The 13,642-nt window shown below is 71.0% G+C and carries 7 protein-coding genes; 5 read left to right on the top strand and 2 right to left on the bottom strand.

Annotated elements, in window-relative coordinates; all coding sequences use genetic code 11:
* Nucleotides 1-102 precede the first annotated feature (102 nt).
* The 5 genes from RT054_RS00300 (at nt 103) to metA (ending at nt 10,269) form a co-directional block, all read left to right on the top strand.
* Nucleotides 103-2,157, top strand: coding sequence for a maltotransferase domain-containing protein (locus RT054_RS00300; protein WP_313021484.1), 2,055 nt, complete (start codon nt 103-105; stop codon nt 2,155-2,157).
* A complete protein-coding gene (gene treS, locus RT054_RS00295) occupies nt 2,154-3,845 on the top strand; it encodes a maltose alpha-D-glucosyltransferase (protein ID WP_313021482.1) in 1,692 nt (563 codons plus the stop codon). Before RT054_RS00300 ends, treS begins: the two co-directional genes overlap by 4 nt.
* Nucleotides 3,845-8,185, top strand: a complete 4,341-nt coding sequence (gene glgB / locus RT054_RS00290) for a 1,4-alpha-glucan branching protein GlgB (protein WP_313021478.1) — start codon at nt 3,845-3,847, stop codon at nt 8,183-8,185. The genes treS and glgB overlap by 1 nt, the downstream gene beginning before the upstream one ends.
* A 132-nt stretch (nt 8,186-8,317) precedes the next feature.
* Entirely contained in the window at nt 8,318-9,166 is an 849-nt protein-coding gene (locus RT054_RS00285; RefSeq protein ID WP_396837163.1) for an SGNH/GDSL hydrolase family protein, read from the top strand.
* 65 nt (nt 9,167-9,231) lie between these two features.
* Nucleotides 9,232-10,269 (top strand): homoserine O-succinyltransferase, encoded by a 1,038-nt coding sequence (metA, locus tag RT054_RS00280; protein ID WP_313021474.1) that lies wholly within the window; start codon nt 9,232-9,234, stop codon nt 10,267-10,269.
* A 91-nt stretch (nt 10,270-10,360) separates the two neighbouring features.
* Here the strand turns inward: metA and RT054_RS00275 are convergent, their stop codons facing one another.
* Both RT054_RS00275 and RT054_RS00270 read right to left on the bottom strand, forming a co-directional pair.
* On the bottom strand, nt 10,361-12,004 hold the full coding sequence (locus tag RT054_RS00275; protein WP_313021472.1) for a methyl-accepting chemotaxis protein: 1,644 nt from the start codon (nt 12,002-12,004) through the stop codon (nt 10,361-10,363).
* A 175-nt stretch (nt 12,005-12,179) separates the two neighbouring features.
* Nucleotides 12,180-13,607, bottom strand: coding sequence for a hypothetical protein (locus tag RT054_RS00270; protein ID WP_313021469.1), 1,428 nt, complete (start codon nt 13,605-13,607; stop codon nt 12,180-12,182).
* Between the last annotated feature and the right edge of the window lie 35 nt (nt 13,608-13,642).

The raw sequence follows: 13,642 nt of genomic DNA, 5'->3' as shown, positions 1-13,642 counted from the left end.
ACCCGCGGCGCGTCACGGCCGACGCGCGCCCCCGCGGGAACGGACTCGGCGGACCGACGCCCCATGCTGCGTGAGACGGCTCCGACCAGATAGTTTCGGAGCGTGAGAACCCACACCTCGAGCCCCACGTCCACGATCCTCGAACAGGCGGGACAACGGCCCCTCGGCCGGATCCCCGTGATGAACGTTCAGCCCGTCGTCGACGGGGGGGCCTACCCCACCGCCGCCGTGACCGGCGAGGACGTGGTCGTCTCCGCGGAGGTGTTCCGTGAGGGACACGACGCGGTCAACGCCAACGTCGTGCTCACCGATCCCGAGGGCACCGAGCACGTCGTCCCGATGCGGTGCGTGAACGTCGGCCTCATGCTGTGGCAGGCGACGATCCGGGCGGACCGTACCGGCATGTGGACGTTCCGTGTCGAGGGATGGTCGGACCCGTACGCGACGTGGGAGCACGACGCGACGGTGAAGATCGAGGCGGGCGTCGACGTCGAGGTGATGCTCGAGGAGGGCGCGCGGGTTCTGGAACGGGCCCTCGCCGAGGGCGACCGCTCGGCAGCGGCCACGACGCTGCTCACGCGCGCGGTCGAGCGGCTCCGCGACACGAGCCGATCGGTCGAGGAGCGGCTCACCGCCGGCACCGCGGCCGACGTCGAGCACGAGCTCGTCGCCAACCCGTTGCGGGAGTACGTCTCCCCCAGCCCCGACCACCACCTGCTCGTCGAGCGCGAGCGTGCCCTCTACGGGGCCTGGTACGAGTTCTTCCCCCGCTCCGAGGGGTGCCACTTCGACGAGGCGACCGGCAGGTGGGTCAGCGGCACCCTGCGCACCGCCGCCGAGCGACTCCCCTCGGTCGCGGACATGGGCTTCGACGTCATCTACCTCACCCCGGTGCACCCCATCGGTCAGGTCAACCGCAAGGGGCCGAACAACACCCTCGACGCCGGCCCGGAGGACCCGGGCAGCCCGTACGCGATCGGGTCGGCCGACGGCGGCCACGACGCCATCGAGCCCAGCCTCGGCACGTTCGAGGACTTCGACGCCTTCGTCGCCCGCGCGGAGGAACTCGGCCTCGAGGTCGCTCTCGACCTCGCGCTCCAGTGCGCGCCGGACCACCCGTGGGTCTCCGAGCACCCCGAGTGGTTCACGACGCGCAACGACGGCACGATCGCCTACGCCGAGAACCCGCCGAAGAAGTACCAGGACATCTACCCCCTCAACTTCGACAACGACCCGGCCGGCATCTACGCCGAGATCCGCCGCGTCGTGCAGGTGTGGATCGACCACGGCGTCAAGATCTTCCGTGTCGACAACCCCCACACCAAGCCGGTGCAGTTCTGGCAGTGGCTCATCGCGGACGTCGCGACGGACCACCCCGAGGTCATCTGGCTCGCCGAGGCCTTCACCAAGCCGCCGATGATGGCGACCCTCGCCAAGGTCGGCTTCCAGCAGAGCTACACCTACTTCGCCTGGCGCAACGAGAAGGAGGAGCTCCTCGAGTACATGGAGGAGCTCTCCGGGCCGGCCGCGGCGTACATGCGCCCGAGCTTCTGGCCGACGACGCACGACATCCTCACGCCGTTCATGCAGTTCGGCGGCCCCACCGGGTGGAAGTTGCGGGCCGCGCTCGCCGCCACCCTCGTGCCGACGTACGGCATCTACGCCGGGTACGAGCTGCTCGAATCGGTCCCGCGCCCCGGGGTCGAGGAGCAGATCGACAACGAGAAATACCAGTTCAAGAACCGCGAGTGGGAGCGGTACGCCCCCGGCGGTGACCGTGAGGGCCAGCTCTGGATGGCCGACTGGCTGCGGATGCTCAACACCATCCGCCGCGAGCACGTCGCCCTGCACGAACTGCGCACGTTCCGGTCCCACCCCGTCGAGGACCCGGCGACGATCTGCTTCTCCAAGCGACGCGTCGTCGGCGGGCGGGAGGACACGATCATCGTCGTCGCCAACCTCGACCCCCACACCACCCGCGAGACGTGGGTCCACCTCGAGATGGAGGCGCTCGGCATGCACCCCGGTGAGACCTTCCTCGCCACCGACCTCGTCACCGGGGCCACGTGGGAGTGGGGCCAGGACGCCTACGTGCGGCTCGGGGTCGACGGCGAACCGGTCCACATCCTCCACGTGCTCAGGGACGACGCCCGATGACGAGTCCCCACCACACCGGGCACGGCATCGGGTACGACCCCGAGTGGTTCCGCACCGCGGTGTTCTACGAGGCCCTCGTGCGCGCGTTCGCCGACTCCAACGGATCGGGCAGCGGTGACTTCAGCGGCCTCATCGGCAAGCTCGACTACCTGCAGTGGCTCGGTATCGACTGCCTGTGGATCCCGCCGTTCTACGCCTCCCCGCTGCGCGACGGCGGCTACGACATCAGCGACTACACCGCCGTGCTCCCCGAGTTCGGCACCTTGCCGCAGTTCTCCGAGCTCATCACCCAGGCCCACGCCCGGGGCATTCGCATCCTCATCGACTTCCCCATCAACCACACGAGCGACCAGCACCCCTGGTTCCAGGCCTCCCGCAGCGACCCCGCAGGTCCCTACGGCGACTTCTACGTGTGGAGCGACGACGACACCCGGTACGGCGACGCGCGCATCATCTTCGTCGACACCGAGGTCTCCAACTGGACCTTCGACCCCGTGCGTCGTCAGTTCTTCTGGCACCGGTTCTTCGGCCATCAGCCCGACCTCAACTTCGAGAACCCCAAGGTGCGCGCGGCCGTCCTCGACGTCATCCGGTTCTGGATGGACCTCGGCGTCGACGGGGCACGGCTCGACGCGATCCCCTACCTGTTCGAGGAGGAGGGGCACAACGGCGAGAACCACCCGAAGACGCACGAGTACGTCGCCGAGATCCGTCGGATGGTCGACGCGGAGTACCCCGGGCGCATCCTGCTCGCCGAGGCCAACCAGATGCCGCACGAGGTCGTCGACTACTTCGGCACGGAGGAGACGCCGGAATGCCACATGTGCTTCCACTTCCCCGTCATGCCGCGACTGTTCCGCTCGGTGCGCGAGGAGAAGGCGACGCCGATCATCGACGTCCTCGCCGAGACCCCGGAGATCCCGCCGGGCACGCAGTGGGGCACGTTCCTGCGCAACCACGACGAGCTCACCCTCGAGATGGTGACGCCGGAGGAACGCAGTGCGATGTATGCGTGGTACGCGCCGGACTCCCGGATGCGCGCCAACGTCGGCATCCGCCGCCGTCTCGCGCCGCTGCTCGACAACAGCCGCGCCGAGATCGAGCTCATGCACGCGATGCTGCTCTCCCTGCCGGGCTCGCCGTACCTCTACTACGGCGACGAGATCGGGATGGGCGAGAACATCTGGCTCGAGGACCGGGACGCCGTGCGCACCCCGATGCAGTGGACACCCGACCGCAACGCCGGGTTCTCCAACGCGGACCCGGGCAAGCTCTACCTGCCGGTCATCCAGTCGCTCGTCTACCACCACAACAACGTCAACGTCGAGGCGCAGATGGCGCACTCGAGTTCGTTGCTGCACTGGGTCCGGGCCATGCTCCACATCCGCAAGCAGCACCCGGTGTTCGGGCTCGGCACGTTCGAGATCGTCCCGGCCGGCAACGAGGCCATCCTCGCCTTCGTGCGTGAGACCACCGACCGCGGTGAGGCGAACGAGGCGGTCCTGTGCGTCAACAACGTGTCCTCCCGCCCACAGGCGAGCGTGGTCCGACTGCCCGAGCGGTTCGCGGGCGCCGCCCTCAAGGATCTCTTCGGCGGCACCGGGTTCCCCCGCGTCGGCGACGACGGCACGGTGACCCTCACATTGGGGTCGCGGGACTTCTTCTGGCTCGCCCTGGAGGTGGCGTGATGGCGAAGATCTACGACGCAGCTCTGTTCCCCACCAAGCTCGAGCTCCTCGCCTCGTGGCTGCCCTTCCAGCGGTGGTTCCGCGGCACCCACGAGCCGCAGCTGCGCCGCCTCGGTGGCTACCGCCTCGACGACCCCGACGGCGAGGTGGGCGTCGAGACCCTCATCGTCGCCGACGATTCCGGAGACCGCCCCGTGGTCTACCAGGTGCCGGTGACCTACCGCGCCGAACCCCTCGTCGGGGCCGAACGCGCGCTCGTGGGCACGATGGAGCACAGCGTGCTCGGCACCCGGTACGTCTACGACGCGCCCCACGATCCCGTGTACGCGTCCCTGCTGCTCGGGCTGCTCACCGGGCACGAGGAGGCCCAGCACGCCTCGCGGTCGCACACACCCCACCCGAGTGTCGCCGGGCGTCCCCTCGACGGCGCGGACACCCGTGCGGTCACCGCCTCCCGCGTCCTTGCCGGGGAACAGTCGAACACCTCGATCATCCTCGAGACGACGGCGGGCGACGGCGCCGAACTGCCCGTGATCTGCAAGGTCTTCCGGGTGCTCCAGCACGGGGAGAACCCGGACGTCGAGCTGCAGACCGCGCTCGCCAAGGCAGGCAGCACCGACGTGCCCGCGCCGCTCGGGTCGATCCACGGCACGTGGCGCGACCCCGAGGTCGAGGGCGCCCGCGCCGAGGGGCCGCTCGCCTTCGCGAGCGAGTTCCTCCCCGGCACCCGTGACGCGTGGCGCGTGGCACTCGAGGCCGCCCGACGCGGCGAGGACTTCTCCGACCGCGCCCGCGCGCTCGGGTCGGCCACGGCCGCGATCCACGTCGCTCTCGCCGAGGTACTCCCCACCCGCGCCGCGGACGAGGGCGACCGTCGGGCCCTCGGGCGCAGTTTCCACGACCGCGCCGCGGCCGCGCTCACCGGGGCCCCCGACCTCGCCGACCTCGCCGCGACGATCGAGCGCGTCGAGGGGGGCGGCCTGCGGGCCCCGTGGCCCGACCTGCAGCGCGTCCACGGCGACTACCACCTCGGGCAGGTCCTCGACGTGCCCGACCGTGGCTGGGTCGTCCTCGACTTCGAGGGCGAGCCGCTGCGGCCGATGGACGAGCGCACCGCCCCGGATCTCGCCCTGCGCGACGTCGCCGGCATGCTCCGCAGCTTCGACTACGTCGCCGGCACCCTGGCGCAGGAGGCGTCCGAGGCGACCGACGACACCGACACGACCGAGGAGAACGCGGGAGGCACGTCGACCACCCCGTCCCGGAGTGCGGAGGACGAGGCGAGGCTCGAGGAGACACCGCGAGTCTCGGCGCAGGCCGCGCGTGCGTGGGCCGAGGCGGCCCGGGAGGCGTTCCTCGACGGGTACGCCGCGACGGGGCCCGACCCGCGCGACGCCTCCGCCGCCCCGCTGCTGCGGGCGCTCGAACTCGACAAGGCCTTGTACGAGGTCACCTACGAGGCCCGCAACCGTCCCACCTGGGTGGACATCCCCGCACGAGCGGTGAGGACCCTCTGCGACACCGGAGCGGAACCCGTCGGCGGTCCCTCCTCCGAGGGCGACGACCTCGACGACGACAACGACCCGACCGACACCACCACGACTGCCCGAAGGAGCGTGACGCAGGTGTCCGACCCGACGACCCCCGCGCCCGGCACGACCCCCGACCACACCACCGGCGCCTCCGACGCCACGGGGACCGGGGAACTCGACCCCACCGCGACACCGCTGTCCTCGGAGGAGGACGACGCCCAGGTCATCCCCGCCTCTCCCGAGGAGGCCCCGGGCGCGACGGGTACCGGTTGGCCGATGGGCACCCCCGTCCCGGCGGATGCCGCCGAGCCCTCGTCCCCGTCGCCGTCGAAGGCCTCGCCGGCCGCATCCTCGGCCCGGCCGAGCGGGGCGGCCACGCAGACCGGCCCCGCCTCGCCGAGCGCGACCGGTCTCGAGCCCGAGCCCGAGGCCGAGCCGCAGGCGATCATCCCCGAGGCCCGACACGTGCACCTGCCCCAGCTCGATCTCCTCGTCCGGGGTGGGCACGGGGATCCGCACCAGATCCTCGGTGCGCACCCGCACGACGGCGGCACGACGATCCGGGCGCTGCGTCCCCTGGCGAAGTCCGTCGTCGTCGAGCTGTCCGGCGACCGCCGGGTCGAGATGACCCACGAACACCAGGGCATCTGGCTCGCCCACGTGGACGGACGGGTGGACGACTACCGCCTGCTCGTCACCTACGCGGACGGCCCCGAGCTGCGGCAGGACGACCCATACCGCTTCTGGCCCACGCTCGGCGACATCGACCTCCACCTCATCGGCGAGGGTCGGCACGAGGAGCTGTGGAAGGTCCTCGGGTCGCACCTGCGCACCTACCCCGGAGGTGACCTCGGCGAGGTCCACGGCACCTCCTTCGCCGTGTGGGCGCCCAACGCCCGCGCGGTGCGGGTCGTCGGTGACTTCAACTCCTGGAACGGCCAGACCCACCCCATGCGTGCGCTCGGAAGCACCGGCGTGTGGGAGCTGTTCGTCCCCGGCGTCGGAGAGAACTCGACGTACAAGTACGAGATCCTCGGCCGCGACGGGTACTGGCGCACGAAGGCCGACCCGCTGGCCCGGGCGACGGAGTGCCCTCCCGCGACCGCGTCGGTCGTCACGGAGTCGCACTACTCGTGGAACGACGGCGTGTGGCTCAACGACCGGGCCCGGCACCCCGACCCCCACAACCGGCCGATGAGCACCTACGAGGTGCACCTCGGATCGTGGCGTCCGGGACTCACCTACGTCGAGCTCGCCGACCAGCTCGTCGATTACGTCAAGGACCTCGGCTTCACGCACGTCGAACTCCTGCCCGTCGCCGAGCACCCCTACGGCCCGAGCTGGGGCTACCAGGTCACCGGCTACTACGCCCCCACCTCGCGGTTCGGCTCCCCCGACGAGTTCCGCCATCTCGTCGACCGCCTCCACCAGGCGGGCATCGGGGTCATCCTCGACTGGGTGCCGGCGCACTTCCCCAAGGACGGGTTCGCCCTCGGCCGCTTCGACGGCGAGCCGCTGTACGAGCACCCCGACCCCCGCCGCGGCGAGCACAAGGACTGGGGCACGTACATCTTCGACTTCGGCCGCCCGCAGGTGCGCAACTTCCTCGTCGCGAACGCGTGCTACTGGATCGAGGAGTTCCACATCGACGGCCTGCGGGTCGACGCCGTGGCCTCGATGCTCTACCTCGACTACTCCCGCGAGGACGGGGAGTGGGCTCCCAACCAGTTCGGCGGCCGCGAGAACCTCGAGGCCGTTCAGCTGCTGCAGGAGACGAACGCGACGGTCTACCGCCGCTACCCCGGTGCCGTCACCGTCGCGGAGGAGTCGACGAGCTGGGCCGGCGTCACCAAGCCGACGTACATGGGCGGGCTCGGGTTCGGCCTCAAGTGGAACATGGGCTGGATGCACGACAGCCTCGGGTACGTCGAGCTCGCACCGATCTACCGGCAGTACCACCACCACCAGATCACGTTCTCGATGGTCTACGCCTACAGCGAGAACTTCGTCCTGCCGATCAGCCACGACGAGGTCGTCCACGGCAAGGGATCGATGCTGCGAAAGATGCCGGGCGACCGGTGGGAGCAGCTCGCGAACCTCCGGGCCTACTACGCCTTCATGTGGAGCCACCCCGGCAAGCAGCTGCTGTTCATGGGGTGCGAGTTCGCCCAGGAGAGCGAGTGGGCCGACTCCCGCAGCCTCGACTGGTGGCTGCTCGACCACGCCCCGCACCAGGGCGTGCACGCGCTGATCCGCGACCTCAACGGGCTCTACACCTCCCGTCCTGCGCTGTGGCAGCTCGACAACGACTGGGAGGGCTTCTCCTGGATCGACGCGAACGACGCGAGCGGCAACACGTACTCGTTCCTGCGCTTCGGCAAGGCGGACGAGCGGGGCGACCGCCCGGTGGTGGCGTCGATCGTCAACTACAGCGGCATGGAGCACCACCAGTACCGCATCGGCCTCCCCCGGCCGGGCGTGTGGCGGGAGCTGCTCAACACCGACGCCGAGCAGTACGGCGGTGCGGGGGTCGGCAACCTCGGCGAGATCATCGCCGAGGAGGTGCCCTGGCACGGCCAGCCCTACTCGGCCGTCGTCACGATGCAGAAGCTGTCGGCCGTGTGGTTCGAACCGGTCGCCGACGGCAGCGGAGAGTCCTCGCAGGCACAGACACCGGGCGTGCCGCGCCCCGAGTTGAGCCGCACCCCGGTGGCCGAGGAGGAGGTCGTGCGAGGCAACCTCTCCGAGGCCGAACTCCGGGCGGACCCCGCGCACGACCGCCACACCAGCGGCGAGGGTCACAGCTGATCCGTCGCGGTCCGACGAGCGGGGGCGGGTGCCGGCACACGGCGCCCGCCCCCGGTCGTCCGCCCCGTCGCCCGGTGCCCGCGCACCGACCACACGACCCCCGGCCGACGGGCGGCCCCCGCACCGCCCCGGATGAGCCCCGCACGGACCCGGCCGCCGCGCGTTGCTAGCGTGGGGACGGTGATCGCACGAACCTGGGAACGTTATGTGGCTGTCGGAGATTCGTTCACCGAGGGGCTCATGGACCCGGCGCCCGGCAAGCCCGACGCCTACGTCGGATGGGCCGACCGACTCGCCGGCCACCTCGCCGCCCGCAACGCGGAGGTGGGGGCCGAGTTCGGGTATGCCAACCTCGCGATCCGAGGGAGGCTCATCGCCGACGTCGCCGGCCCCCAGCTCGACGACGCCCTCGAGCTGACGCCCGACCTCGTGAGCTTCTCCGCCGGCGGCAACGACTGCCTGCGCCCCAAGGTCGACCTCGACGAGGTCACCGCGCAGGTCGAGGACGCCGTGAGCCGAATCCGGGAGACCGGCGCGGACGTGCTGCTCGTCACCGCCCCGAACGTGCGGGAGGCGCCCATCGTCGGCCGCATCAACCCGCGCGTCGCGGAGTTCACCGCCAACCTGTGGGGCGTCGCGACGCGCCACGACTGCTACGTCCTCGACCTGTGGAACCTCATCCCTCTGCGCGACTCGCGCATGTGGGCGGCGGACCGCATCCACTTCTCCCCCGAGGGCCACGACCGCATCGCCGGCCAGGCCGCCGCCACCCTGGGCCTGCCGGTCGACGGCCAGAGCTACCGCGAGCCCCTCCCGCCTGCCGCGCCGCTCACGCGGTGGGAGACGATCGCCGCCGACCGCGAGTGGGCTCGCACCCACCTGCGCCCGTGGATCGTGCGGCGCATCCGCGGCCAGAGTTCCGGCGACGGTCGCACCCCCAAGCGTCCGGTGATCGAGCCCCTCACCCTCGAGGAGAACTGAGGGCGCCAGTTCGCCGCTGACGTGGGCCGTCTCGATGCGTGCACCCCGAATCCGCGGCCCTGGGCGTGCGAACTATCCTCGTCGGACCCGTAGGTGCCCGCGCGCCACCGCTCGACTCCGGAGATCAGCTCGTGCCCGTCAACATCCCGCACTCCCTGCCCGCCCGGCTCACCCTGGCGCAGGAGAACGTCTTCGTCATGTCGCGGGAACGGGCCGACCGCCAGGACATCCGGCCCCTGTCGATCGCGATCCTCAACCTCATGCCGACGAAGATCGCGACGGAGACCCAGCTCCTGCGCCTCCTCGGGAACACCGCGATGCAGGTCGAGATCACGCTGCTCACGATGCGCAGCCACGAGTCGCGCAACACCGCTCCGGAGCACCTCGACACCTTCTACCGCAGCTTCGACGACGTCCGCGGCGACCGCTTCGACGGGCTCGTCATCACCGGCGCGCCCGTGGAACTGCTGCCGTTCGAGGAGGTCGACTACTGGCCCGAGCTCGTCGAGCTCCTCGACTGGAGCCGCACGAACGTGTGGTCGACGATGCACGTCTGCTGGGGCGCGCAGGCGGGCCTGTTCCGGCACTACGGCATCGGCAAGGTGGAGCTCGACGCCAAGATGTTCGGAGTGTTCGAGCACGAGGTCCAGGCCCCTCGTGCGCGCATCGTCAGCGGGTTCGACGAGACGTTCTCGGCGCCGCACTCCCGCCACACCGGCACGCCGCTCGAGGCCGTCGCGGCGCAGCCCGCGCTCGAGGTCATCGCCACCTCACCGCAGGCGGGGCTGTACCTCGCCGCGAGCCGGGACGGCCGGGAGGTCTACGTGACGGGCCATCCGGAGTACGACGCCGACACCCTCGCCGGTGAGTACGAACGCGACATCGCCCGCGGCCAGGAGATCGCGGTGCCCGTCGGGTACTACCCCGACGACGATCCGACGCGACGACCCCGCCAGTCGTGGCGCTCCCACGCGTTCCTGCTCTACGCCAACTGGCTCAACTACTGCGTCTACCAGCGCACCCCCTTCGACAAAGCCTCGATCGGCACGCCCGGTCCGGCGATGCCGCGCACCGAGGACTCGTCGACCTCACAGGCGGGCTGAGGGCCGGAGCGTCGTCCGCCGGCCCTGCGGCGGGAGGTCAGCCCTGCGGCGGGGCGTCAGCCCTGCGGCGGGGCGTCAGCCCTGCGGCACGTCAGTATCGGAAGCGGCTCACAAGGGCGAGAAGGTCCTCGGCACGTCCCACGAGGTCCTCGGCCGTCGCGTTCAGACCCTGGCCCGACTCACTGGATCGCGCGGCCTGGCCGGCGATCTCCGTCACCCCGGAGGCGATCTCGGCCGCACTCGTGGCGGCGTCGGCGACGTTGCGGCCCATCTCGTTGGTCGTCGCGGTCTGCTCCTCGACGGCCGAGGCGATCGTGGCCTGGGTGTCGTTGATCTGGGCGATGATCGAGGCGATCTCGCTGATCGCGGCGACGGCGGCCTCGGTGTCGGCCTGGATCGCCTCGACCCGGCGGCCGATGTCCTCGGTGGCCTTGCTCGTCTCCTGCGCGAGGTCCTTGACCTCGTTCGCCACGACCGCGAAGCCCTTGCCGGCCTCACCGGCCCGGGCGGCCTCGATCGTCGCGTTGAGCGCGAGCAGGTTGGTCTGCTCGGCGATCGAGGTGATCGCCTTGACGACCTCACCGATCTCGGCCGAGCTCGTCCCGAGCTGGGCGACGGTGGAGTTCGTCCGGTCGGCGACCTGGACGGCCGAGGCGGCCACCTCTGCGGCACCGTTCGCGCTCTTGGAGATCTCACGGATGCTCGCGGTCATCTCCTCGGCGCCGGCGGCGACGGTGTCGACGTTGCGTGACACGTCGTCGGCCTGGCCCCGGACGCGCGCGAGCTGGTCCGCCGCGGCCGACGAGGTCGTGGCGAATCCCTCCGAGGAGCCGGAGACCTCCTGGCTCGACGCGGCGACCCGCCGTGCGGAGTCCGCGACCCCGGCCACGAGGGTCCTCAGACGCCCCTGCGCGACCCGCATGTCCGCGGCCATGTCGGCGAGTTCGGCGGGGACGGTGACCGTCGGCTCCTGGGTGAGGTCCCCGTCGGCCAGCGCCGTGACCGTGCGCCCGAGCTCGACCAGGGACCGCCTCGTGCGGGTGATGACCCACCACGCGAGCAGGCAGAGGGCGCCGAGCAGGACGATCCCCGTGACGACCTGGACGCGGGTGAGCAGCGTGGCGAGGTCCCGCGCCCGCTGGTCCGATTCGGCGAGACGCTTCTCGATCGAGGCGAGGAAGGTGGGCATGACCTCGCCGACGGTGCCGTACTCGGCCCACGCCTCGTCCATGATCACCGCGTCGGCGGCGTCCACCGCGGCGGGAGTCCCGCGGCGGTACAGGGCGACGGCGCGGTCGTCGGCGGCGAAGAACCGCCCCCAGGCGTCCCGGATGGTCGTGAACTGCGTCCTCTCCTCGGGGGTGAGGACGTCGACCGGCATCGCGTCGAGTTGCGTGCGCAGCTCCGCCGCCGAGTCGAGGTAGCCCTTGCGGTTGGCGTTGTCGTCGGCGACGGCCTTCGCACCGCCGATGCGCCGGGTGTCCCAGCCGTACGCCGCCTGCCACCCGCTCACGTCGGAGTTGTACGTGCGGATCGTCGCCCCGACGTCGTGGGCCACCCGGATCGCGTTCGCGTCGTCGATGGCCGCCCGGAAGCGGTTCGACGTGGTCCACCCGAGCGCACCGACGACGATCGTCGCGACCACCCCGAGAACGGCGAGGGTGCTGACGGCCTGGACGAGGCCGGGGGTGTGCCGACGTGCTCTCGGCGGGGTGTCGTTCGACGGAGTGGACATCGTCTCTCCTGGGCAGGGGGCTGAATCGTCGCCGCCTCATCGACCGAACCGGCCACGGGGCGAGCCGATCCCCCACCGATGTGGGATGAGCCTCGTCGCGAGTTGGACCCTCTCGACGTCCCCGGCCGCGGCGACGAGCGCGTCGTCGCCGCGGCACCCGACCCCGTGCCCGACCTCAGCCGTGGTCGTGGCCGTCGTGGTCGTGGCCGTCGTGGTCGTGGCCGTCGTGGTCGTGGCCGTCGTGGCCGTCGTGGTCGCTGTGGTCGCCGTGGTCGTGGCCGGCGTGGGCGTCCTTCGGGGCCTCGGCCTTCCCCGTCGTCACGGCGAACTCGACCGGCGCGGCCGGGAGCGAGTACGTGTTCGTCACCTTCTTCGTGGCGAGGTCGACGACGGTCATCGTGTGGTTCTCGGCGTCGCTCACGTAGGCGTGCGAACCCGCCACCTTCACCGCGGGACCGGGCTCCTGCCAGTCGTCCTTCTCCCTCCACGGCTTGATCACGGGGATCGCGGCGGTCTCGGCGCCCTTGGCGACGTCGACCACCCGCAGCTTTCCGTCATAGGTGAGGACGAGCCCTTCGCCCTTCGGTCCACGCGCCAGGGAGCGGAACCAGTACGGGGAGGTGAGATCGAGCAGCCTGAGCGTGTCGGTCCGGGTGTCGATGAGCGAGACGCGCGTGGGCCGCTCGGGCTTGGCCTCCTTGTCGACCTTGTAGTCGCCCAGCACGATCGGGGACTCCTCGTGTCCGGCGAGATTGCCCGAGCGGGCGTAGGCATCCTTGACGGGCACCTTGTGGAACGTGCCGTCGCGGTAGACGACCGGCCCGTTCTCGCACCCGAAGGCGAGCACCTCGCCCTTGCCGTTGGGCTCGGCCATCGCCTCGCCGTGGACACCGGGGCAGTCGGTGGTCTCGGCGACGACCTTGTCACCCTTCTTGGCCTGGACGGTCGTGCGCTCGTCCTTGGTGCCCTGCGTGGTGACGAGGGTGCCGTCGGCGAGTTCGATCGCGACGCCGTGGTGAGCGGCGTCGGTCTTGGCGGACTTCGCGTTCTTCGGCGGGCCGGGGAGGGAGTCCGAGTCGAAGGACCGGATCTCGCCGGTGCCGTCGGCGAACAGCACGGTTCGTCCCTCGTGCAGGACGACGTGGCCGGCCTTGGGAGCCTCGAACGTCACGTCGGTGAGGCCGGGGGTGTACTCGTAGTGGTGGGCGTGGTCACCGTGGGGCTGTGCGTGGATGCCGGTGTCGTAGAGGCGGAAGACGTCGGAGTCGCTCACCATGACGTGGCGCCCGTCGCCGGCGTTGTTGAGGCGCAGGAACGCCGGGTAGGACGTCTCCTTGATGACGGTTCCGGTCGCCGCGTCCAAGAGCGCGAGACCACCGGCGTGCGAGACGAGCAGCCGGGGCTTCAATGCACCGACCTCCTTCTCTCCCCCACCGACACCCGGGTCGGCCTGCGGGGCGGCGGGCGAGGGGGACGCCGCGGTGGTGGCGCCCGCTGCGGTCGGCGAGGCGGCCGGGGTCGCGGTGCCGCAGGCGGCGGCGGCCAGGGAGGAGACGGTGAGGAGGGCGAACAGGGCGGAACGACGATGTGGGGTGCGGATCATGCGCCGACCCTATATGAATATGATTCTCAAATGCT

Source organism: Mobilicoccus sp. (assembly GCF_032060985.1).
GTDB lineage: Bacteria > Actinomycetota > Actinomycetes > Actinomycetales > Dermatophilaceae > Mobilicoccus.
The sequence above is the reverse complement of the archived record's forward strand: the minus strand, read 5'-3'. Positions and strand labels throughout refer to the sequence as shown.

Bases quoted from the DNA above. Each gene is read 5' to 3' on its own strand.
- treS (WP_313021482.1), top strand. From the start codon at position 2,154: ATGACGAGTCCCCACCACACCGGGCACGGCATCGGGTACGACCCCGAG.
- glgB (WP_313021478.1), top strand. From the start codon at position 3,845: ATGGCGAAGATCTACGACGCAGCTCTGTTCCCCACCAAGCTCGAGCTC.
- RT054_RS00285 (WP_396837163.1), top strand. From the start codon at position 8,318: ATGAGCCCCGCACGGACCCGGCCGCCGCGCGTTGCTAGCGTGGGGACG.
- RT054_RS00275 (WP_313021472.1), bottom strand. From the start codon at position 12,004: ATGTCCACTCCGTCGAACGACACCCCGCCGAGAGCACGTCGGCACACC.
- RT054_RS00270 (WP_313021469.1), bottom strand. From the start codon at position 13,607: ATGATCCGCACCCCACATCGTCGTTCCGCCCTGTTCGCCCTCCTCACC.